The sequence below is a fragment of the Reyranella sp. CPCC 100927 genome (genome assembly GCF_007859315.1).
Lineage (GTDB): Bacteria > Pseudomonadota > Alphaproteobacteria > Reyranellales > Reyranellaceae > Vineibacter.
Genome location: NZ_VOHA01000003.1, coordinates 162,680 through 184,451, shown reverse-complemented (window position 1 = coordinate 184,451; position 21,772 = coordinate 162,680). Strand labels below are relative to the sequence as shown.

Genomic DNA, 21,772 nt, shown 5'->3' with positions numbered 1-21,772 from the left:
CGACGTCGGCGACGATCGCCGCTCAGAGCTTCAGACTGAGCCGGCCGAAGAACGAGCGCGGTGTCCCGGGATAGATCTCCGTGCGGCTGACCGCCGCTTCGACGAAGTTGGCATTGAACAGGTTGCTGACGTTGAACGACGCTTCCAGGTTCTGGTTGATCCGATAGCGCACGAGCAGATCGACACTCGCGTAGCCCGCCACCGAGAAGCTGTTGTTCAGGTCGCCCTTGCGGCGGCCAACAGCGAAGACACCGCCGCCAAGCTCCAGGCCATCGAACGTCCCACCCTTGATGGCGTACGTGGTCCAGATACTGCCGCTCCAGCGCGGGACGCTCGCCAGCTGGTTGCCGACGGCGAATGTTCTATCGGCCGTGATCTTGGCGTCGAGATAGGTGATCGAACCGAACACCTTCCAGTTCGGCATGACCTCGCCGCTGATGTCCACTTCCACGCCGCGACTGCGCTGCTCCCCGGTTTGAATGGAGAAGCCGGGATTGGCCGGATCGGCTGTCAACACGTTGCGGCGCGTCAGTTGAAAGACGGCAAGCGTGGTCGACAGACGCCCATCCAGCCAGTCGCGCTTGATGCCGACCTCGATCTGCCGGCCCTCTTCCGGTTTGAAGGGTGTGCCATTGGCGCTCACCGCGGTTACGAACGGCAGGAACGACTCGGTGTAGCTGGCATACAGACTCAAGTTCTCCACCGGCTGGAACACCAGGCCAACCCGAGGGGAAAACACCTTGTCCGTTGCATCGGTAATGATCTGGCCGTCCCGCTTGAACTTCGATTTCGCATAGTCGAACCGTCCGCCCAGCAGCAGTTTCCATTGCGTGCCGATGGAAACCAGATCCTGCAGATAGAAGCCGTAGAGGTCGATCTGCCGGTTCTGGGTGGTGGCCGGACCGAACGCACCCGGCCGGGCGCCGTACACAGGATTGAAGATGTCGATCGGAGCCAGCGATGCCGTGCGCAAGCTGGAGCGGAAGCGCGTGAAGTTGGCGTCGAAGCCGACCAACAGCTGGTGGTTCAGGAAACCGGTGTCGAACTTGCCCGTGACCTCAGTCTGCGCCGCGTAGTTGCCGATGTCCGTCCGCAGATCGGCGGCGCGCCGGTTCAGGGTGCGATTATCGGCGCGCAGGCCCTGGGGATCGGCGCTCAAGCGATCCTGGTCGCCCCAGGCGGCGCGAAATGACGAGCGCCACGACCACGCTTCATTGAAGCGGTGATCGACGACGGCGTTGACACGCAGCTCGCTTGACGGGCCGCGCGAGAAGCGCTCGCCGAGATAGCGATCCCGGGGCAGCAGGTCGGCGCGCTTGCCGATGGCCACCAGCCCGCGATCGAACTGCTGGCGCTGATAATAGTATTCGAGTTGCAGGTCGACGGTGGTGTCCGGCAGAGCCAGGCGCAGCGACGGTGCGATCACCGCACGTTTCGCATTGACGAAGAAATCGCGGAAGCTGTCGGTGTTCTGGTACGCCGCGTTCAACCGGAACAGCAGCTTGCCATCGGTGGTCAGCGGTTGATTGAGGTCGATCTCGCCGCGATAGAAGTCATTGCTGCCATAGGTCCCGTCGAAGCCGTAGAACGCCTTGGGCTGCGGCTTCCGGGAGACCAGGTTGATCAATCCACCCGGGTTGTTCTGTCCATACAGCACGGACGCCGGGCCTTTCAGGACTTCGACGCGCTCGATGTTGACCAGGTCAATGAAGCCGACATCACCGAACGACGATGCAGACAGAAATCCATCCTTGGCCACGCGCGTGGTCGAGAAGCCGCGCAGCAGAAAACCGTCGGACCGATTGCCGGACGTGCCGCCGCCCTGCACGCCACTGACGTTCCTCACCGCGTCCAACAGCCGGGTCGCGTTCTGGTCCCGGATGACCTCCCGCGGCACGACCTGGACGGCGGACGGAATGTCGATGATCGGCGTATCGGTCTTGGTGGCCGTGGCCGATCGCGACGCTTTGTACCCGCTGACCGGGCCGTAGCCCGACTCCTTGTTGCCCTCGACCGTGATCGGTCCCAGTTCGATGCGTCCCTCCGATTCCCGCGGGGCACTCTGGATGGCAATCGTCGTGCCGCCGGACACGGCATATGTGAGGCCCGTTCCTGCCAAAAGGCGTTGAAGCGCCTGCTGCGCCGTCATCGTACCGCTCACGGCCTGGGCCGAGAGGCTGCGCACGACGCTGCCGTCGACGGTGACCTGAAGACCGGATTGCTGGCCGAAGAGCACCAGCGCACTCGACAGCGGCTGCGCCGGGATCTCGAAGTTCCGCTGCGCGCCAAGCTGCGCCAGGCGAGTCTCCGTCATCGGACTCTGGGCGAACGACGACGGCACGGCCGCATTCATGGTCATGGCCACCGCCATGACGAGAACGCCGGGTGCCATCGTCCGGCACCGGCCTCTCCGGCTCCCCTTGATCACCCCCATGGTCGCTGCTCCGTCGTCACTGGCTAGCCAAGGCTGCCGACGACCCGCAGATTATGCGAATGCGTCTCATTCTTGACCCTTTACAGGGGTGACGACGACAGGTCTGGATTTTCCAGGAAAATTTTCAGTCCCTTCTAATTTATTGTTATCGCTTATCTTTTTGGTCAGGGTCGATTGACGACGAGAACCCAGGGCGTGATCTGGCGCACGCTCGCCCCATGGGCACGCGCGATGCCGCGCAGGGCATCGACGGGGTCGGACAGGTTGTAGACGCCGGTCACCGGGCGGTCGCCCAGCGTCGAGTCCGCCACGATGATGGCGCCGCGATAGTAGCGGCGGAGCTGGTCGATCACGTCCCGCATGGGCTGGTCCTGGGCGATGAGCTGCCGGCGCCGCCAGGCTGCCACCTGGGAAGGCGGACCGCCGCGGCGGTCGACCGCACCGGTCCAGCTGACGCGCACGGACTGCCCCGGCTCCAGCCTCTCCGTCACCGGCGGCGATACGGCCGGGTAGTCGACCCGCACCGCACCCTGCTCCACCGCGATCATCGCGCCATCGGCATGGCGGGCCATATCGAACGCCGTGCCGACAACGGTCGCCCGGATCTGCCGCGCCAGCACGCGGAATGGACGGGCGGAATTCGCCGTGACCTCGAAGAACGCTTCGCCCGCCAGCAGATCGATGCGCCGCTCGGTGGCACTGTAGGCGACCGCGATGGCGCTGTCGGGCGCCAGCACAACGATGCTGCCGTCGTCCAGCGTCACGGTACGGGTCTGCGCCGAGCCGGTGGCATAGTCCGACCGTACCTGCAGCAGGATGTCCGGCATGACCAGAACGGCGAGGCTGGCGGCAACCGCCAGCGCGGCCATTTGCAGGCCGCGCCGGCGCAGGCGTGTCCGCCGCGTGCCGGCAACGAAGGGCCGCCAGCGCTCGGCGGCGGCTGGCGGAACAGCTTCGACCAGGCTTGAAACGCGCATGGTGGCGGCCCAGGCCGCTGCATTCCCGGGGCGTTCACACCGCCACGTTTCGAACCGCCGCCGAAGATCAGGGTCGTCGGGCTCCTCCTGCAACAGGATGAGCCATTCCGTCGCTTCCTTCGAGGCCTGTTCCTGGGTCCGATCCGGTTTGATGACCATGCCTCTCCCGGGCGTTCTACTTATCAGACGCCGGCGAAGCCGTCTTTTCCAGAGACCGGCGGGGCCACGCCGTCACGGCCGCCCGACGCGGCGCTTGCAGTGTTCGACGCCTTCGACGACCAGCACGTGCGCCAGCGCCACGGATATATCGAGGAACGCCGCGATCTCCCTGAGCTTGCAACCGCCGAGACGATGCATCTCGAGCGCGATGCGGGTGCGCTCCGGAAGCTCGGCCATCGCCGCCATGACGCGTTGCAGCTCGTCCTTGTAGAGCGTCACGCTCTCCGGCGTGGCATCGGCCGCGGCCGTCGTAACGGCCTCCGCGCCCGTGTCGTCGGCGACAACGACGCGGCGCTCGCGTGCCATCCGACGGCGGCCGTCCAGCGCGAGGTTGCGCACGATGCGAAACAGGTAACGCAGCGGTTCGTCGAGCCGACGCCGCCCGGCGGCCTCATCGACCCGCAGCCAGGCTTCCTGAACCAGGTCCTCGGCCTGCGCACGGTTGCCGACAATGCCGCTGGCATAGTCGACAAGCGTGCCCCGGTTGGCCGCAAAGAGGCTGAGGATCGCGCCGTTCCGGGGGGTCACACGAGCAGCCCGACGTTATTCGCCGCGCTTCAGCAAGCGCTGGCGGGTGCGTTGCCAGTCGCGCGTCTTTTCAGTCGCCCGCTTGTCGTGCTGCTTCTTGCCCTTGGCCAGGCCCAGCTCCACCTTGGCCATGCCGCGGGTATTGAAGAAAATCGACAGCGGCACCACCGTGTAGCCTTCGCGCTGGATAGCACCCGTCAGGCGGCTGATCTGGCGGCGATGCAGCAGCAGCCGTCGCTTGCGACGCGGCTCGTGGTTGAAGCGGTTGCCCTGGGTATATTCAGGGATGTAGGCGTTCACCAGCCACAGCTCGTCGCGAACGACGGCGGCATGCGCATCGATGATATTGCTCTTGCCGCCGCGCAGCGACTTCACTTCGGTACCGGTAAGCGCAATGCCGGCCTCGATCCGCTCCTCGATGAAGTAGTTGTGCAGCGCCTTGCGGTTTTGGGCCGCGATGTGCCCTTCGATCAGTACCGGCCGTGCCATGACGTCATCATTCCTGACGGCACGGGCCGCGCCGACTGTGCCGGCGCGGCCCGTGCGTGGTCTCCTCGTATATATCTAGTTCAGCAGGCCGGCGTGCACCATGGCGTCGCGCACCTGCTTTTTGGTGGCGTCGAACGGCGCCACCAGCGGCAGGCGCACCTTGCTGTCGGACTTGCCCAGCAGCTCGGCACCGTACTTGACCGGTGACGGGCTGGTCTCGACGAACAGCGCCTTATGCAGCGGCATCAGGCGGTCCTGGATCTCGAACACCTTATCGAGATCGCGCGCCTTCCAGGCATCGTGCATCTCCGCGCACAGGCGCGGGGCGATGTTGGCCGTCACCGAGATGCAGCCGTGGCCGCCCTGCCCCAGGAAGCCCACCGCCGAGGCGTCCTCACCCGAGAGCTGGCAGAAATCCTTGCCGATCTTCAGCCGCGTCAACGTCACTCGCGCCATATCGTAAGTCGCGTCCTTGACGCCCACGATATTCTTACAGTCCGTCGCCAGTCGCGCCATGGTGTCGATCGACATGTCGATCACCGAACGCGGCGGGATGTTGTAGATGATGATCGGCAGGTCGACGGCGTCGTTGATCGCCTTGAAGTGCTGGTAGAGGCCTTCCTGCGTCGGCTTGTTGTAGTACGGCGTCACCACCAGGCAGGCATCGGCGCCGGCTTTCTTGGCATGTTTCGTGAAATCGATCGCCTCGGCCGTCGAGTTCGAGCCGGTGCCGGCGATGACCGGTACGCCCGTGCCCTTGGCCGCCTCGATACAGAGCTCGACCACGCGCTTGTGCTCGTCGTGGCTGAGCGTCGGCGACTCGCCGGTGGTGCCGCACGGGATCAACCCGTCGGTGCCCTCCTTGATCTGCCAGGACACGAAGTCCTGGAAGGCTTTCTCGTCGACTCCGCCGTTCTTGAAGGGCGTAATGAGCGCGACGAGCGATCCGCTGAACATGGTGATCTCCCTGACAGCGCGGTGAATGGACCGCGCCCGAACGTGATTCGGCAAATTAGCCCCTCCCTCCCGCAGGGGCAAGGCGGGCTGCCTTAAAACTAGCCACAGGGGTATCAGTCGACCCGGACCAGGCGGAACCCGATCTCGCCGCTGCGGGTGCCGGGCGGCGTGCCGCTGCGGGCGGCGGCGCGCACCCGCCAGGGCTCCGCATTCCACGACCCGCCACGCGTGCCGCGGACCGCACAGATGTTGCTATCCGCGGGGGCTCCATCGTTGCGCGGCGTCCAGCAATCCTCGATCCACTCCGCGACATTGCCCAGCGTATCGTGCAGGTGGAATGCATTGGGCTTGAACTGACCGACCGGCGCAGTGTGGGTGTAGCCGTCGGTACACTTGACCACGGTCTCCAGCACATTGGCATGGCTGCAGACATTCTGCAGGTCATCGCCCCAGTAGCGCGCCGTCGTCGTGTTGGCACGAGCGGCGTACTCCCACTCCACCTCCAGGGGCAGGCGGTAGGTCTTGCCCGTGATGCGGCTCAGCCACGCCGCGTACGCCTTGGCGTCGTTCCACGTCACACAGACCACCGGATCGCCATAGGTCTGCTCGAAGCCCGGGTTGCGCCAACACGAGTCACCCATGGGGTGTCCGGTCGTGTGCACGAACAGGGCGAATTCACCCAGGCTCACCTCGTACCGGCCGATGGCGTAGCCGGAACCGATCGTCACCTCGCGCGGTGGTCCCTCGGCATCGCCCCACACCGCCGGCACGCCTTCACGTTCCCGCTCCTCCGGGCTGGACCCCATCACGAATGACCCCGGCGCCAGTTGCACCATCTCCGGACAGTCGGCGCAGTCGCGGAAGGTCTGTCCCGGCACCGGTCGTGCCACGGCCTCCCGTCGTTCGGGTTGAGGCTCGGGCTTGGGCGCGGCGGGCTTTGCCGTCATGCTCTCGATGCGGCTCATGCCGTCGGCCACCCAGTCCGGCCGGAAGACGCCGATCAGCCCCGCCGCCACCAGGACGAGCGCCACGACAGCAGCCGCGGCGATCCGCCCGAGTCGGCGCGGCCGTGGCACAGTGCCATCGTCGAGCGCCAGAACCTCGCGCATCGAGCTCAGGCGGCGCGCCGGGTCGGGTTGCAGCATCGCGGCCAGCTCGGGCCGCAGCGCCGCCGGCAACGCCGAGAGGTCCGGCACGCGCTTGCGCTGCTCGACGGCCAGCGCCGGCGTATCGGCCATCGGCAGCGGCCGGCCGAGGGCCGCCGCAGCCAGCACCAGCCCCAGGCTGTAAATATCCGAGCGCCGGTCGACGGCATTGCCGAAGAGGCCCATCTGCTCGGGCGAGGCATACTCCATCTTGCCGGCAAAGCTGCTGCCGATGACGCTGATGCCAAGACCATCGGTCTTCTTGGCGATGCCGAAGTCGATGATGGTCGCGCGCTCCAGATCGCCGTCTCGCAGCACGACGTTGTCGGGCGACAGATCGCGGTGAACGATATTCTGCTCGTGCGCGGCCAGCAGACCCAGCGCCAGCCGATGCCGCAGCGCCCGTACCTGCGGCACCGTCAGCGGACGCTCGGCCATCCGCTTCGCCAGCGACGGACCTTCGATCAGGTCCATCACCAGATAGACGCGCCCGTCCGCCTCGGCGTGCACGCCTTCGTAGGCGACGATGGTGGCATGGCGGATCTGGCGCAGCGCCGTCGCCTCGCGCAGGAACAGCGCCCGCATCTGCCGGTCGCTGACCAGCTCGGGGCGAATGACCTTCACCGCCACCGCATCGCCGGTCAGCAGGTTGGTGGCGCTGTACACCTCGCCCATGCCGCCGCGCGCCAGCAGCCGTTCGACGCGATGCGTGTTGTTGAGCACCGCGCCCGGCCGCAGCGGCATGAGCGCGTCATCGTCCATCAGCCGGTCGAACGCCGGCGACGATGCCTCGGCCACGACCCGGGTCGGCCGCCCCGACGACGTGTCGCCCGCCTGCTCCGCGCTATTGCTCATGATCTCCCCTTGGGTCGGGGACAACATCAAGCGTGGCGCGGATGGTCAACGATCTTCTGGCATCGCACCCCGGCTTTTCCGTCCAGGGCGGACCGATGTCAGACTTCCAGCCACTCCTTGCGCACGGCGGCATTGGCCGACAGTTCGGCCGGCGTGCCCTCGAACACGATGTGGCCGTGGCCCATGACATAGAGCCGACGCGAGATCTTGAGCGCGATCGTGAGCTTCTGCTCGACCAGCAGGATGGCCACCCCGCGATGGGCGATCTCGTCGAGCAGGCGCGCCACCTGTTCCACCAGCTTGGGCGCCAGACCCTCGGTCGGCTCATCGATGATGACCAGATCGGGATCACCCATCAGGGCGCGGCACATGGTCAGCATCTGCTGCTCGCCGCCCGACAGCACGCCAGCCGGATTGTCGCGCCGCTCGCCCAGGTTGGGAAACAGCCGAAACGTGTCATCGAACGTCCAGCGCCCGAAAACGCCCGAGCGCTTGAGACCGAGCTCCAGGTTCTGCCGCACCGTCAGGGTCGGGAAGATCTGGCGGTCCTCCGGCACGTAACCGATCCCGGCGTGCGCGATCTGGTCCGAGCGCAGTCCGGCGATCGGCTTGCCTTTGAACGCGATCATGCCCTGCGGCGGCACCAGGCCCATGATTGCCTTGCAGGTCGTCGACCGCCCCACCCCGTTGCGGCCCAGGAGGCTCACGATCTCGCCTTCGCCGATGCGCAGGTCGACGCCCTGCAGGATGTGGCTCTTGCCATAATAAGCGTGCAGGTCGCGGACCTCGAGCATCACGCGGCCTCCGTGCCGAGATAGGCTTCCTGCACCGCCTTGTTGGCGCGGATCTTGGACGGCACGTCGCTGGCGATCACCTCGCCGTAGACCAGCACCGTGATCACGTCGGCCAGTCCGAAGATGACGCTCATGTCGTGCTCGACCATCAGCAAGGTCTTGCCCTCTGTGACGCTGCGGATCAGGGACACGGCATAATCGGTCTCGCTGTGACTCATGCCGGCGGTGGGCTCATCGAGCAGCACCACGTCGGCGCCGCCGGCGATCGTGATGCCGACTTCCAGCGCCCGCTGCTCGGCATAGGACAACAGGCCGGCCATCAGGTTGCGCCGGGCGCCGAGGTTCAGGCGCTCCAGCAGCCGCTCGCTTTCCTCGTTGAGGCTCTTCTGACGTCCCAGCAGGCGCCAGAACGCGTACTTGTAGCCGCGCGCCCACAGCAGACCGCAACGGATATTCTCGAACACCGTCATGCGGGGAAAGATCGAGGTGATCTGGAAGCTGCGCGACAAACCGCGGCGATTGATCTCGTGCGGCGCCAGGCCGTTGATCGACACGCCGTTGAGCGCGATGGTGCCCGACGTGACGGGAAAACGACCGCTGATGAGGTTGAACAGCGTCGTCTTGCCGGCGCCGTTGGGACCGATGATCGCGTGCCGCTGGCCCCGGGGGATATCGAGGTCGACGCCGCGGATGATCTCCGTGGCGCCAAAGCTCTTGCGCACCGATTTGAGCGCGATGGCGACGTCGCTCATGCCGCCACTCCCTGCCGTTTGGCTTCATCGATCAGCACGTCCCAACGACGGCGGAACGCACGCGCTTCATGGCGAAGCCAGAAGCCACCCAGCACCAGCGCCGCGGCGGCCACGATCCAGGGCGTGGCGCTGGCCGTATCGATGGCCATATCGGCGATAGCGAGCTTCTTGCCCTGCCCGGCGCCGATGGTGGTGAACGAGGCCAGTTCGACCAGCGCCACGAAGCCCAGGACAGCGAACAGCCCGGGGATCAGGACGCGGATATAGGGCACGATCAGCTCCCGCAGCCGCCCGATACGCGCGATCGGTGCGTGGGCGGCGATCAGGCCGACGATGCCGCCGGGCGCGAACATCACCATGATGATGAACAGTACGCCGACATAGAGCAGCCAGGCATTGCTCAGCAGGCTGACACCGCTCTGCAGCAGCACCACCAGGATGGTGCCCAGGATCGGGCCGAAGAAGCCGCCGGCGCCGCCGATATAGGTCGCCAGCAGTGCCGTGGCCGATTTCGGCGCCGCCACCGTATCAAAGGTCACGATCTCGTAGAGGATGGCGTAGAGCGCGCCGGCGATGCCGGCGAAGAAGCCCGACAGCACAAACTGGTAGAAGCGCACCATGCGCGGGTCGTAGCCCACGAACTGGGCGCGCTCGAAATTGTCGCGGCAGGCATTGGCCATGCGACCCAGCGGCGTCATGGTCTGCAGACGCATCAGCACCACGCAGATCACAACCCACACCACGATCAGATAGTAGACCTGCCACGAACTGCTGTAGCTGGCGCCCAGCAGGCTGACGCCGGTCACGCGGTTGGTGCTCACACCACCCTCGCCGCCGAAGAAACCCATGAACATCAGGGCCGCGGCGGCCACCAGCTCGCCCATGCCCATGGTGATCATGGCGAACGCCGTGGCGCGCTGCTTGGTGGCGAGGTAGCCGAACAGGATGCCGAAGAACAGGCCGCCCAGGCCGCCGACCAGCGGCACCAGCTCGGTCGGCAGCCACACGCCGCCGTCCTTGACGGCATTAAGCGCATGCGCGGTGCAGTAGCCGCCCAGCCCGAACAGGATGGCATGACCGAACGACAGCAGGCCGGTGTGGCCCATCTGCATGTTGAAGGACAGGGCGAAGATGGTCATCAGGCCGATCTCGCTCAGCATGGTGAGCACGAAGCCCGAATGCCGGCCGGTCGACCAGTTGAAGAAGAACCACGGCATCACGATGGCGATCAGGATCGCCGCGAACCATGGCCAGTGCTCGCGCAGGAAGGGCCGCGGCGCGACCATTCGGTCGGCCGCCGAGGCGTTCACGCCCGGCAGGGAGTCGGCATCGGCACTCATGTGTCGCGTGTCCCCATCAGGCCGCGGGGTTTGAACAGCAGGATCAGCACCAGCAGGATGTAGGGCAGCAGCGCGCCGATGCGCGGGATGGGTACGTTCAGCACCTCGGCAAACGGCGTGCTGCTGGTGATGACGATGCCGAACTGCTTCAGCAGGTCGGCCAGCGAATAGTCGAGCACGATGGCGAAGGTCTGGATCAGGCCCATCAGCAGCGAGGCGATGAAGCAGCCGGTCAGCGAGCCCAGGCCGCCGAACACCACGACCACGAAGACGATGGGTCCCATGGCGAACGCCATCGACGGTTCGGTGACCTGGTAGTTGCCGCCGATGACCCCGGCGAGGCCCGCCAGCGCCGTGCCGCCGGCGAACACCATGGTGAACACGCGCGGCACGTTGTGCCCCAGCGCCCCCACCATCTCCGGATGCGTGAGCGAGGCCTGGATGATGAGTCCGACCCGCGTGCGGGTCAGCACCAGCCAGATCGAGACGAACATCAGCGCCGAGATCAGCAGCATGAAGGCGCGATAGGCATGGAAGTTGGTGCCATAGACGCTGAACAGCGGAAAATCGAGGCCGGCCGGCACGCGGTACGGTACCGCGACCAGGCCCCACGTCATCTGCACGCACTTCTCGATGATCAGCGCCAGGCCGAAGGTGAACAACAGCTCGGCGATGTGGCCGTTCTTGTGCACCCGCCGCAGCCCGTACATCTCGATCGCGGCCCCGACCAGGCCGCACAGCAGCGGCGCCAGGATCAGTGCCGGCCAGAAGCCGACATAGAGGCTGATGGTGAAGGCGAAATAGGCGCCCAGCATGTAGGCGCTGGCATGCGCGAAATTCAGCACGCCCATCATGCTGAAGATCAACGTCAGTCCGCTGGCCAGCATGAACAGCAGCATGCCGTAGACAAGGCCGTTCAACAGCGAGACGAGGAAGACTTCCATGGGGTGGGGTCCGTACGAACAGAATCGGATGTTCTTCGCTGCAGCAACGCTTCATGGTGAGCTTGTCGAACCATGAAGCGTCTCGCACTACCGCTGTGCGAGGCCTTCATGGTTCGACAAGCTCACCATGAAGGCGCCGCTGCGCGCCACCTTACGACTTCGGCCGCTTCATCTTGCAGGTGCTGGGTTGGTCGAGGTCCTTGGCGGTCACGGTGGCCTCGGTCGCCCAGCCCAGGCCGGTCTTCTCGGAGTCGTATTTCACGCCCTTCTTGAAGACGCCGACATAGTAGTTGGTGAGCACCTGGTGGTCGTCCTTGCGCATGATCGCGGGATGGCCCAGGAAGTCCTTCAGTTCCATGCCTTCCATTGCGTAGGCGATCTTGGTCGCATCGACGGCACCGGCCTTGGCGACGCCGGCCTGCAGGAACTCGAAGATGGTGCGGAAGCCGGCGGCATAGAAGTCGAAGCTGTGCTTGTCGCGGAACGCCTTAGTCCAGGCCTCGACCTCGGCGTTCTTGTCCTCGACCGCGATGTTCTCGCTGAACGGCATGATGGCACGCACCTTGCCGTCACCGCCCGGGCCGATCGCGGTCGGCCCACCGGTCAGGTGCGCGTACATCGTGTAGTAGCGAATATCGAGACCGGCATCCATGCCGGCCTTGATCAGCAAGGTCATGTCGGGGCCCCAGTTGCCCGTGATCAGCGCCTGGGTGCCGGCTGCCTTGATCTTGGTGATGTAGGGCGAGAAGTCCTTGACCTTGCCCAGGGGGATCAGTTCCTCGCCCACCACCTGCACATCGGGGCGCAGCTTCTTCAGGAACTCCTTGATGTCGCGCTGCACGGACTGGCCGAACAGGTAGTCCTGGTTCAGCAGGTAGATCTTGGTCACTTCCTTGGGCAGCGCCCGCACCACGGTCTCGGCCTTCATGGCGGCGTGGATATCGAAGCGGAAATGCCAGAAGCTGCACTTCTCGTTCGTCAGTTCGGTCGCGATCGCGCCGCAATTGACGTAAATGATGCGGTTATCCGGGTTGCGCTCGTTGTGCTTGTCGACCGCTTCGATCAGCGCCGCCGCGATATTGGAGCCGCTGCATTGCATGATGAACGGCATATTCTGGTCGGTGGCGCTCTTGAGCGCCAGCAGCGCGTCGGACGGCTGCGACTTGTTGTCGAACGGCACCAGCTCGAACTTCTTGCCCAGCGCCCCGCCCTTGGAATTGATGTAGTCGAGGATGTACTGGAATTGCTTGAGGTTCGAATCGCCCACCTGTGCAAACGGACCCGACAGCGGGTCCGTGTAAGCGATCTTGATCGTGCCCTGGGCCCAGGCGGTGGCACCAGCGCCCAGGGACGCCGCAATGGCCAGCGCGGCCGGAATCATGTCCAGCTTGCGTCTCATGTGTTTCCTCCGATCGGCTGTTTGATTGATGCGTATGGGGAGCATCCGGTGCCGACTTGGCAGGCAGCTTATCAAGGCCACGACAATCCGCCACCGTCATCATGCATGCCAGCATGGCCATCGCCATGCCATGCGAAACAATCCGCGGCGACTTCCCGATGACCCGACGCATTGGACAGGGCGTTCCGGCGCCGATACCTTGCCGACCCGTGGAAAAGTGGGTTCCCTTGCCTATCCTTTGTGCAGGTCGCGCGCTGTCGGTCGCGGCGACGCTGTCGGTGGTGCTGACGGCATCGCCGCTGCAGGCGCAGGTGACCATCCTCAAAGGCAGCGGCGACAGTGCCGGCGCGCCGGCCACGGAGTCGCCAGGCCCGGCCGTGCGTACCCCCGGTGGACGCACGGTACAAGGTCCCGCGTCGGCACCACCGCCCAGCGGCCCGCGGCCGTCCACCGGCGGCTATGTGCCACTCGGTGAAGGCGGTTCTACCATCGCCCCGCAACAGCCCGACAAAGTGGCCGGCGCCCTGGCCGAGGTGGCGCCACTGCCGGCCGACGCCGCGCGCGCCTTCACCGACGCCCTGAAGGCAGTCGACGAGCAGCGCTGGGACGATGCGCGCCGCACCATTGCGCCGACGCGCAACGGCGGCCTGATGAAATACATCGAGTGGTCGATCGCGCGGCAGCCCAAGAGCGACACGACCTTCGCTGCCATCGTCGCCTTCCTGCGCGCCAGCCCCGACTGGCCCGACGATGCCGTGTTGCGGCGCCAGGCCGAGGACAAGATCGTCTCGGAGACACCGCCTGCCGAGGTGATGGCGTTCTTCAAGGATTTCCCGCCACTCACCAGCGCCGGCCTGATGCGGCGCCTCGAAGCGGCCGAGCAGGTTGCGCCGGACCAAGTGCCGGCGCTGGCGCGGGAAAGCTGGCGCACCGGCACGTTCCGTCCCAACGACGAGATCTCGCTCCTCACGGTCTACGGCAAGCATCTGCAAGCGACCGACCATGTCGAGCGCTTCGACCGCCTGATGCGCGAGGGACGCGACAAGGTCGCGCGCGATCTGGTGCCCAAGTTGCCCGACGACTACCGGCCGATCGCCGAGGCGCGCCTGGCGATGGCGGCCAAGGCGCCCGAGGTGGTGACCGTGCTGAAGGCCGTGCCGGCGGCACAGCAGCAGGACGGTCGCCTGCTGCTCGACCGCGTACGCTACCTGCGTCGCAGCGGCGACAACGCAGGCGCGCTCAGCCTTCTGCAAAGCTTGCCGGCGACCTTCGAGCAGGATGACAACTGGTGGTCGGAGCGCCAGACCATGGCGCGCGATGCCCTGCAGGCCAAGCGGGTCGAGCAGGCCTATCGCCTGGTGGCGGCGCACGGGCTGAAGCGCGGCGTGGCGTTCGCCGAGGCCGAGTTCATGGCCGGCTGGATCGCGTTGCGCTGGCTGAAGAAGCCGGACCAGGCGCTGCATCACTTCCAGACGCTGGAAGACAACGTGTCGACACCGGTCTCCAAGAGCCGAGCCGCCTATTGGCTGGGCCGCACACACGAAGCGGCGCGACGCACGCGCGACGCCACCGTGTGGTACGATCGCGGCGCACAGTACGGCCAGACCTTTTATGGCCAGCTGGCCGCCAAGAAGCTGCCCAACAACGCCATGCAGATGCCCACCGACCCGGTGGTGACCGATGTCGAGCGCCGCACCGTCGAGCGGCGCGAGATCGTGTCGGTGGCGCGCTGGCTGAAGCAGGTCGGCGAGGATGATCGCGCCCGGCTGTTCCTGCTGCGGCTGGGCCGGCTGGCCGGCAGCGCCGGCGAACTGGGCCTGAGCGCGGCGCTGGCGCTCGACATGGGCCGGCCCGACGTGGCGGTGGCGATGGCCCGCCGCGGCGTCGAGACCGGCGTGGTGCTGTTCGATGCCGCCTACCCCGTGGTCGACCTCGGTGCCACCGGCGCCATCGAGCGCGCGCTGGTGCTGTCACTGACACGCCAGGAAAGCAGCTTCAACACGGCAGCCGTCTCCTCCTCCGGCGCGCTGGGCATGATGCAGCTGATGCCCGGCACGGCGCGTGACGTGGCGGGCAAGCTCGGCCAGCCTTTCGACGCCGGCCGGCTGACGCGCGATCCCGCCTACAACGTCACCCTGGGCACGCGCTATCTCGGCGACATGCTGGAGAAGTTCGGCGGCTCCTACGAGCTGGCGCTGGCCGGCTACAACGCCGGCCCCAACCGCGTCGCACGTTGGCTGGAGAGCATCGGCGACCCGCGCACCGGCGCCATCGACATGGTCGACTGGATCGAACTGATCCCGTTCCGTGAGACCCGCAACTACGTGCAGCGCGTGATGGAAGGCGTCGTCGTCTACCGCGACCGTCTCAACGGCCAGTTCCGCACGGTGCCCGCGCCGCAGCGGTGAGGGTGTTGTGACCTCTCCCCAGCGGGGGGAGGTCGGCGCGCCAGCGTCGGGTGAGGGGGCCACGGCACGCGCGGGGTGCTTGTCATCTGGCATCGCGTACGGCTTCGACGCCCCCTCACCCGACGCACGCTGCGCGCGCGTCGACCTCTCCCCGGCGGGGAGAGGTCTATGGGGAGTTTGACCATGACCGACCGCCTGACCGGCATCAAAGCCTGTGTGTTCGATGCCTATGGCACGCTGTTCGACTTCAACGCCGCGGTGGCGCGCCAGCGCGATGCCATCGGACCGCAAGCGGATCGCCTGTCGGAGATGTGGCGGCACAAGCAGATCAGCTACACATGGCTGCGCACGCTGGCCGGCACCTACGCACCCTTCTGGCAGGTCACCGGCGAAGCGCTCGATCATTGCCTGGAAGCCTGTGGCGTAACGGTACCTGGCATCCGCGACAAGCTGATGGCCGCCTACCTCGAACTCGATCCCTTCCCCGAAGTGCGCGGGACCTTGGAGGCGTTGCGCGCCGGACGAATGAAGACGGCGATCCTGTCCAATGGCGATCCCCAGATGCTCAGCGCCGTCGTGCGCAACGCTGCGTTCACATCGCTGTTCGATGCGCTCTACAGCGTCGATGCGGTGAAGACCTTCAAGACCGACCCGCGGGTCTACCAGCTGGCGGTTGACGGGCTTGGGATCGCGCCGCACGAGATCTGCTTCCTCTCGTCCAATGGCTGGGATGCTCATGCGGCCGCTCATTTCGGCTTCCAGGTGTGCTGGATCAACCGCGCCGCCGCACCGCGCGAGCGGCTCCCTGGCCAGCTCGCCCGGGAACTGACCTCCCTGCAGCCGCTGCCGTCGCTGGTGCTGACGTAACGCGGCCCCTCTTTGCCTCAGTCCGCGCCTCGGCAATAAGCCAGTCACGAAATGCCTTCACGCTGGCACGTTTCAAGGCCCGAGCCGGGTATACCGCGTAGTAGGCAAAACTGGCCGGCAGCTTGAACTCGAATGGCCGCACCAGACGACCGGATGCAAGCTCGTCGGCGATGAGCGCACTGCGCCCGAGGATCACACCCTCGCCGCGGACCGCCGCCTGGATGGCATGATCCGACGACAGAAATGTCGGTCCCCGTTGCGAATGGACATGCTCGATACCGGCGCTCTGCAACCAGACCGCCCAGTCGACGGTAAAGACATCGTGCAGGAGCGTGTGGCGCAACAGATCTGCCGGCGATCGTAGCGGGCGGCGGCCCTGGAGCAGTTTGGGGCTGCAGACCGGAAAATGATCCTCCGTCATCAGCAACTCGGATGTCATCCCGGGATAGCGACCGCCACCGCATCGGATCGCCAGGTCGATCCCATCGTTGACGAAATCGGCGAGACGCTCCGACATCGAGACGCGCACGTCGATCCCGCTATGGGCGCGGCGAAAGCGCGGCAGCCGCGGCATGAGCCATCTGGCCGCAAACGAATCGATGGTACTCACATTGACGATCGACGAGGATCGTCCGGCGGCCGTCGACGCCGCAACGGCGAGTCGCTCCAGAGCATCGGCGACCTCGGCGGCAAACGACACCCCGGCCGGCGTCAGTCGAACGCTGCGGGTTGCACGGATCATCAGCCGGACGCCGAGTTGATCTTCCAGATTGCGTACCGCGCGACTGACGGCGCCGTGGGTTACGCCGAGTTCGTCAGCCGCCCGCGAGAAACTGAGCAGCCGGGCCGTGGCTTCGAAACTCGGAAGCGTGCTGAGCGGCGGCAGGCGGCGTCTCATGAAAGGGCTCATCTGTGAGTCATGCTCACAAATCGTGGCACGGTTCTCGTTTGTATTCACCCAGCAGATTGGGTCTCTTCCAGTATCCATGCGTGATCGCAGAACATCGTTGCGAGGATGTGGCATGCCGGCCGGCCACGGGTTCACGGACTTTCTCTTCGAACAGCTGACGCCACTAGGGCACATCACGGCACGGCGCATGTTCGGCAAGACCGGCGTGTTTTGCGACGGGGTGATGCTGGGGATGATCGCGGAGAACACGCTCTATTTGCGCGTCGATGACCACAGTCGCGCGTTCTTCCAGGAGGCCTCGACCTCTGCTCCCCTCAACTACAAGAAGGCGGGAACGACCATCGATCTCGCCTTCTGGCGCATCCCCGACCGGCTCATCGACGAACCTGAAGAGCTTGTCGCGTGGGCACGCGTCGCTCTCGCGGCCGCCAAGCGGGTCTCCGCCAGAAGACCGCGACGCGCCAAGTGACCGGGAAGAAATTGGCGAATGCCCATAGGCGCCAACTCGTTCGGCCCGTGAGATCATCGCGACGATCGAATCGATCTCGATCTGCCAGAATTTACGGTCGTGTGAATGTTGCATCGGCCTCTTGGTGAGATGCCGATCGACACCGCATGCGATACATGAAGGTCGGCCCGTTCAGTCCACCGTGGAGCCATTATACCGCACGGCCCTGCATAGTGTTCTTGTTCACCCCCGCACGCCTCAGCATGATCCGCCACCCTATGGCGTATATTTTTTCGTGTAGAGGGCAACATGGTCGCGAGCGTGGGTGGTGGTCATGGCAGTGCGTGCGCACGGGCCACGGCGAGAGCAGGCCTTCTTTCCGGTGTCTCCTGCGTTGCATTGACGATCGCCTGCTGGTTCCCGCCGCCGGCATCGGCAGCGGACTTCCCCGTCAGCAACGACACCGAGCTGCGCGCCGCCATCACAGCAGCCAACGCCCACCCCGATGCCAGCTCTACGATCACGCTGACCGCCAGTTTCGTGGCGGCGAACGCCCAGCTGCCGGCGGCGGCCAAGCCCATCACGATCAACACGAACGGCTTCACGATCACGGGCACCTACACAACGCAAGCCGTGATCGGAGCGCTGACGATCGGGGGCACGCCTACTACCGGCGTGGTAACGTTGGAGGGTACGATCGCGGGCGCCAACGCGCCCGCGGCGGACCAGGGTCAGACAGGTGTTGCCCTGTCATCGCAAAGGACCGTCATCAACAACGGAACGATCCGCGGCGGCGACGGCAGCGCTGCCGGAAGTGCCGGCGGCGGTGGCGTCAATATGTCCGGCCGCGCCATCCTGGTGAACAACGGCACGATCAGCGCCGGGACCAACACCGCCGCCAGCAATCCGATATCAGGGTATGGTGTTCGGATCACCGCCGGATCGTCGGTGACCAACAGCAGCACCGGCATTATTCAGGGAGCGAACGGCCAAGGGGTGACCGGTGGCTCGGGCGTTGAACTCGGGTCCGTCGCGCTAAGCAGCGAGCTGATCAACCGCGGCACAATCCGTGGCGGATCCGACCTGACGGGCGTCAACGCGGGCGGGGTTGGTGTCGTTGCGCGACTGAGCGCGGGGCCGATCGTCAACACCGGCACGATCGAGGGCGGCAACCGCGCCGCCGGGATCTTCGGGGTTGGCGGTGTGACGCTCACCATCATCAACAGCGGCACCATCCGCGCCGGCACCGGCGGCACCGATGCGATCGTGGCGACCGCCGGGACGACCATCCTGGAACTGCAGAGCGGATCGACCATCGTCGGCAACGTGATCGCGAACGCCGCGGGCACCACCGACACGCTGCGGCTGGGCGGCACGGGCACCGACACGTTCGACGTCTCGGCGGTCGGCGCGCAGTACCAGAACTTCGATCGCTTCGAGAAGACCGGCACCGGCACCTGGATCCTGACCGGCAACGGTACCGTGGCCACCCCCTGGCAGATCCAGGCCGGCACCCTGCAGATCGGCAACGGCGGCACCACGGGCTCGATCATCGGCGACGTCGCCAACGACGGCACGCTCGCCTTCAACCGCAGCGATACGCTGGTCCATGCCGGCATCATCAGCGGCGGCGGCTCGGTGAGCCAGATCGGCACCGGCACCACGGTGCTCACCGCCACCAACACCTACACCGGCGGCACGACGATCAGCGCCGGCCGCCTGCAGCTAGGCGACGGCGGCACCACGGGTTCGATCGCGGGTGACGTCACCAACAACAGCATTTTCGCGTTCAACCGTTCAGACGTCGTGACGTTCGCCGGCATCATCAGCGGCAGTGGTGCCGTCGAGCACAACGGCAGCGGCACCACGACGCTCACCGGCACCAACACCTATGCCGGCGGCACCGTGTTCAACGCCGGCACGCTCGCCGTCGCCGCCGACGCCAACCTCGGCGCTGCCGGCGGCGGCCTTATCTTCAACGGCGGTACCCTGCAGAACACCGCCGCGTTCGCCACCGCGCGCAGCGCCACGCTGGGCAGCGCCGGCGGCACCCTGCAGACCGACGCCGACCTGGCCATGAGCGGCGTCATCGCCGGCGCCGGCGGCCTCACCAAGACCGGCACCGCCACGCTGACCCTGACCGGCAACAACACCTACGCCGGCACCACCACGATCACATCAGGCGTGTTGCAGCTCGGCAATGGTGGCACCTCGGGCGCCATCACGGGCGATGTCGTCAACAATGCGACGCTGGCCGTCAACCGCAGCGACACGCTGGTGCTGGCCGGCACCATCACCGGCAGCGGCGCGCTGCAGCAGAACGGCGCCGGCACCACGGTGCTCACGGCCGCCAACACCTATGGCGGCGGCACCACCATCAATGCCGGCACCCTGCAGCTGGGCAATGGCGGCACATCAGGCGCGATCGCGGGCGCCATCGCCAACAACGGCACCTTGGCCTTCAACCGCAGCGACGTCGCCACCTTCGGCAATGTGATCGCCGGCAGCGGCGGCGTGCGCCAGATCGGCAGTGGCACCACTGTGCTGACCGGTACCAGCACCTACACCGGCGGTACCGCCGTCGAGAGCGGCCGCCTGGCGGTGAACGGCAGCATCGCCTCCGTCGTCAGCGTCACCGGCGGTGCGCTCGCCGGCACCGGTACCGTGGGCGGCATCGTCGCCAACAGTGGCAGTACCGTGGCGCCGGGCAACTCCATCGGCACGCTGAATGTGGCGGGCAACGTCAGCTTCGCGCCCGGCTCGACCTACGAGGTCGAGATCGAACCTTCCGGCACCGGCGATCTGTTGCACGCCACCGGTACCGCAACCCTCACCGGCGGCACCGTCTCCGTCGTCAAGGCCGGCGGCACCTATGCCATCGGCAGCCGCTACACCATCCTCACCGCCGATGCCGGTGTGAACGGCACCTTCTCCGGCTTCACCCAGAACCTGCCCTTCCTCAACCTGGCGCTGACCTACGATCCCAGCAACGTCTACCTCGACGTCACCCGCAACGCCGTCGCCTTCTGCGACGTCGCGGCTTCGCGCAACCAGTGCGCCGCCGGCCGCGGCGCCGAGAGCCTGGGCGCCGGCAACGCGGTCTACGACGCCATCGCCAGCCTGCCTGATGCCGCTTCGGCCCGACAGGCCTTCAACGCGCTGTCCGGCGAGATCCATGCCTCGACCCGCAGCGTGCTGATCGACGAGAGCCGCTACCTGCGCGACGCCATCACGGGCCGCACCGCCCAGGCCGGCACATCAGGCGGCGCGGCACCGCAGTTCGCGGCACTGGCGCAGATGAACGACCAGGCCCAGCGGCCGCAGGACGGCACCGCCATCACGGCGTGGATGCAGGCGTTCGGCGCCTGGGGCCATATCGGCGGCGACGGCAATGCCGCGCGCGCCGACCGCAGCACCGGCGGCCTCTTCGTCGGCGCCGACACCACCATCGACAGCACCTGGACCATCGGTCTCGCCACCGGCTACAGCCGCACCACGCTGGATGTCGATGGTCGACGCTCGCGGGCGTCGATCGACAGCTACCACTTGGCGCTCTATGGCGGCGCGCGCTTCGGCGCCCTTGGCGTGCGCGTCGGTGCCGCCCATACCTGGCACAGCATCGACACCACGCGCGGCATCGCCTTCGGCGGTTTCACCGACTCGACCAAGGCCGACTACAACGCGCGCACCACGCAGCTCTTCGGCGACGTCGGCTACACCCTGGCGCTGGGCAGTGCCGCCATCGAGCCGTTCGGCAGCCTGGCCTGGGTCCACCTCGACAGCGACCGCATCGGCGAGAGCGGCGGTGCCGCCGCGCTGCGCGGCCGTGGCGGCAGCGACAGCAACCTGTTCACCACGCTCGGCGTGCGGGCGGCGGCGCAGGTGTGGAACGACGAGAGCAAGAGCCTGACCCTGCGCGGCAAGCTGGGCTGGCGCCATGCCTTCGGCGATGTGACACCGGCGGCGCGGTTGGCCTTCGCCGGCGGCACATCGTTTGGTGTCGAGGGCATACCCATCGCGCGTGACGCCGTGGTGGTCGAGGCCGGCTTCGACCTCAAGATCGGCAAATCGCTCACTGTCGGCGCCGCCTATGCCGGCGTCCTCTCCGGCGATGCCCAGGACCACAGCATCAAGGGCAACCTCGCCTATCGCTTCTGACGCGCCCGCGCGCGCCTCCGTCTCCCTCAAAGAAGTGGTCCGCTGCAGCGGACCACTTCCTGCGCTTTCAAATGGCACGACGAGCTGATTGTCAGAAGCCGGTTGATGCCCGCTCAGCCCCATGATTTTGCGCCGAAATTTGACAACC

At 66.3% G+C, this 21,772-nt stretch carries 16 protein-coding genes; 4 read left to right on the top strand and 12 right to left on the bottom strand.

Annotation, left to right across the window (positions count from 1 at the left end):
* Positions 1-22: 22 nt before the first annotated feature.
* From FQU96_RS10405 to FQU96_RS10355, 11 genes are all read right to left on the bottom strand, one after another.
* Complete coding sequence (locus tag FQU96_RS10405; protein WP_178130433.1) at positions 23-2,392, bottom strand: TonB-dependent siderophore receptor; 2,370 nt, start codon at positions 2,390-2,392, stop codon at positions 23-25.
* Between the two features lie 206 nt (positions 2,393-2,598).
* On the bottom strand, positions 2,599-3,570 hold the full coding sequence (locus tag FQU96_RS10400; protein ID WP_146540851.1) for a FecR domain-containing protein: 972 nt from the start codon (positions 3,568-3,570) through the stop codon (positions 2,599-2,601).
* Positions 3,571-3,642: 72 nt separating this feature from the next.
* Positions 3,643-4,158 carry a sigma-70 family RNA polymerase sigma factor gene (locus FQU96_RS10395; RefSeq protein ID WP_146540849.1) on the bottom strand — a complete coding sequence of 172 codons (516 nt, stop codon included), beginning with the start codon at positions 4,156-4,158 and terminating at the stop codon, positions 3,643-3,645.
* Positions 4,159-4,173: 15 nt separating this feature from the next.
* Positions 4,174-4,647: an SsrA-binding protein SmpB gene (gene smpB, locus FQU96_RS10390; RefSeq protein WP_146540847.1), complete on the bottom strand. Its 474-nt coding sequence runs from the start codon at positions 4,645-4,647 to the stop codon at positions 4,174-4,176.
* A gap of 75 nt (positions 4,648-4,722) precedes the next feature.
* On the bottom strand, positions 4,723-5,604 hold the full coding sequence (gene dapA / locus FQU96_RS10385; RefSeq protein WP_146540845.1) for a 4-hydroxy-tetrahydrodipicolinate synthase: 882 nt from the start codon (positions 5,602-5,604) through the stop codon (positions 4,723-4,725).
* 113 nt (positions 5,605-5,717) lie between these two features.
* The gene (locus FQU96_RS10380; RefSeq protein ID WP_178130432.1) at positions 5,718-7,604 is read right to left on the bottom strand and encodes a bifunctional serine/threonine-protein kinase/formylglycine-generating enzyme family protein; all 1,887 of its coding nucleotides are present in this window, start codon (positions 7,602-7,604) and stop codon (positions 5,718-5,720) included.
* A 98-nt stretch (positions 7,605-7,702) separates the two neighbouring features.
* Entirely contained in the window at positions 7,703-8,398 is a 696-nt protein-coding gene (locus FQU96_RS10375) for an ABC transporter ATP-binding protein (protein ID WP_146540840.1), read from the bottom strand.
* The gene (locus FQU96_RS10370) at positions 8,398-9,150 is read right to left on the bottom strand and encodes an ABC transporter ATP-binding protein (protein WP_146540838.1); all 753 of its coding nucleotides are present in this window, start codon (positions 9,148-9,150) and stop codon (positions 8,398-8,400) included. Before FQU96_RS10370 ends, FQU96_RS10375 begins: the two co-directional genes overlap by 1 nt.
* The gene (locus FQU96_RS10365) at positions 9,147-10,490 is read right to left on the bottom strand and encodes a branched-chain amino acid ABC transporter permease (RefSeq protein WP_146540836.1); all 1,344 of its coding nucleotides are present in this window, start codon (positions 10,488-10,490) and stop codon (positions 9,147-9,149) included. The genes FQU96_RS10370 and FQU96_RS10365 overlap by 4 nt, the downstream gene beginning before the upstream one ends.
* Positions 10,487-11,434, bottom strand: a complete 948-nt coding sequence (locus FQU96_RS10360; protein WP_146540834.1) for a branched-chain amino acid ABC transporter permease — start codon at positions 11,432-11,434, stop codon at positions 10,487-10,489. The genes FQU96_RS10365 and FQU96_RS10360 overlap by 4 nt, the downstream gene beginning before the upstream one ends.
* A 151-nt stretch (positions 11,435-11,585) precedes the next feature.
* Positions 11,586-12,833, bottom strand: coding sequence for a branched-chain amino acid ABC transporter substrate-binding protein (locus FQU96_RS10355; RefSeq protein WP_178130431.1), 1,248 nt, complete (start codon positions 12,831-12,833; stop codon positions 11,586-11,588).
* A 227-nt stretch (positions 12,834-13,060) separates the two neighbouring features.
* Here FQU96_RS10355 and FQU96_RS10350 point away from each other — a divergent pair, with 227 nt between their 5' ends.
* On the top strand, positions 13,061-15,241 hold the full coding sequence (locus FQU96_RS10350) for a lytic transglycosylase domain-containing protein (protein WP_178130430.1): 2,181 nt from the start codon (positions 13,061-13,063) through the stop codon (positions 15,239-15,241).
* A gap of 183 nt (positions 15,242-15,424) precedes the next feature.
* A complete protein-coding gene (locus tag FQU96_RS10345; protein ID WP_146540828.1) occupies positions 15,425-16,108 on the top strand; it encodes a haloacid dehalogenase type II in 684 nt (227 codons plus the stop codon).
* Here FQU96_RS10345 and gcvA read toward each other — a convergent pair.
* Positions 16,014-17,153 carry a transcriptional regulator GcvA gene (gene gcvA, locus FQU96_RS10340; RefSeq protein WP_370461363.1) on the bottom strand — a complete coding sequence of 380 codons (1,140 nt, stop codon included), beginning with the start codon at positions 17,151-17,153 and terminating at the stop codon, positions 16,014-16,016. The genes FQU96_RS10345 and gcvA overlap by 95 nt on opposite strands.
* On the opposite strand from gcvA, the gene FQU96_RS10335 reads away from it, so the two are divergent.
* Together FQU96_RS10335 and FQU96_RS10330 are read left to right on the top strand one after the other, a co-directional pair.
* Positions 17,095-17,487 carry a TfoX/Sxy family protein gene (locus FQU96_RS10335; protein ID WP_370461362.1) on the top strand — a complete coding sequence of 131 codons (393 nt, stop codon included), beginning with the start codon at positions 17,095-17,097 and terminating at the stop codon, positions 17,485-17,487. The genes gcvA and FQU96_RS10335 overlap by 59 nt on opposite strands.
* Before the next feature lie 288 nt (positions 17,488-17,775).
* Positions 17,776-21,624, top strand: a complete 3,849-nt coding sequence (locus tag FQU96_RS10330) for an autotransporter domain-containing protein (RefSeq protein WP_146540824.1) — start codon at positions 17,776-17,778, stop codon at positions 21,622-21,624.
* Positions 21,625-21,772: the final 148 nt, after the last annotated feature.

What these genes read in the sequence shown, in the direction of transcription:
- dapA (WP_146540845.1), bottom strand. Translation starts at nt 5,604, where the DNA reads ATGTTCAGCGGATCGCTCGTCGCGCTCATTACGCCCTTCAAGAACGGC.
- FQU96_RS10335 (WP_370461362.1), top strand. Translation starts at nt 17,095, where the DNA reads ATGCGTGATCGCAGAACATCGTTGCGAGGATGTGGCATGCCGGCCGGC.
- smpB (WP_146540847.1), bottom strand. Translation starts at nt 4,647, where the DNA reads ATGGCACGGCCGGTACTGATCGAAGGGCACATCGCGGCCCAAAACCGC.
- FQU96_RS10360 (WP_146540834.1), bottom strand. Translation starts at nt 11,434, where the DNA reads ATGGAAGTCTTCCTCGTCTCGCTGTTGAACGGCCTTGTCTACGGCATG.
- FQU96_RS10380 (WP_178130432.1), bottom strand. Translation starts at nt 7,604, where the DNA reads ATGAGCAATAGCGCGGAGCAGGCGGGCGACACGTCGTCGGGGCGGCCG.
- FQU96_RS10355 (WP_178130431.1), bottom strand. Translation starts at nt 12,833, where the DNA reads ATGAGACGCAAGCTGGACATGATTCCGGCCGCGCTGGCCATTGCGGCG.
- FQU96_RS10400 (WP_146540851.1), bottom strand. Translation starts at nt 3,570, where the DNA reads ATGGTCATCAAACCGGATCGGACCCAGGAACAGGCCTCGAAGGAAGCG.
- FQU96_RS10370 (WP_146540838.1), bottom strand. Translation starts at nt 9,150, where the DNA reads ATGAGCGACGTCGCCATCGCGCTCAAATCGGTGCGCAAGAGCTTTGGC.
- FQU96_RS10405 (WP_178130433.1), bottom strand. Translation starts at nt 2,392, where the DNA reads ATGGCACCCGGCGTTCTCGTCATGGCGGTGGCCATGACCATGAATGCG.
- FQU96_RS10365 (WP_146540836.1), bottom strand. Translation starts at nt 10,490, where the DNA reads ATGAGTGCCGATGCCGACTCCCTGCCGGGCGTGAACGCCTCGGCGGCC.
- FQU96_RS10345 (WP_146540828.1), top strand. Translation starts at nt 15,425, where the DNA reads ATGACCGACCGCCTGACCGGCATCAAAGCCTGTGTGTTCGATGCCTAT.
- FQU96_RS10330 (WP_146540824.1), top strand. Translation starts at nt 17,776, where the DNA reads ATGGTCGCGAGCGTGGGTGGTGGTCATGGCAGTGCGTGCGCACGGGCC.
- FQU96_RS10375 (WP_146540840.1), bottom strand. Translation starts at nt 8,398, where the DNA reads ATGCTCGAGGTCCGCGACCTGCACGCTTATTATGGCAAGAGCCACATC.